Raw genomic sequence first — 202 nt, 5'->3', positions numbered from 1 at the left:
GGAGTGCTCTGATGCCCACATCCATCACCCTGCCCGCCGAAGGGCTGGAATCGACCGTCGCGCGCGTCCTCGAAGCGGCGGGCAGCCTGCCGGCCGAAGCCCGGCAGGTGGGCCGCCAACCTGGTGCTCGCGAACCTCAGCGGCCACGATTCGCACGGCGTGGGCATGCTGCCGCGCTATATCGACGCGGTGGCCGAGGGGG

At 71.8% G+C, this 202-nt stretch carries 1 pseudogene; it reads left to right on the top strand.

Annotated elements, in window-relative coordinates:
* Positions 1-11: 11 nt before the first annotated feature.
* Positions 12-202 (top strand): annotated as a pseudogene (locus tag VTU_RS34710) (Ldh family oxidoreductase); the annotation flags it as partial.

The sequence above is a fragment of the Verminephrobacter aporrectodeae subsp. tuberculatae At4 genome (assembly GCF_000193225.1).
Taxonomy (GTDB): Bacteria; Pseudomonadota; Gammaproteobacteria; order Burkholderiales; family Burkholderiaceae_C; genus Acidovorax; species Acidovorax aporrectodeae.
The sequence above is the reverse complement of the archived record's forward strand: the minus strand, read 5'-3'. Positions and strand labels throughout refer to the sequence as shown.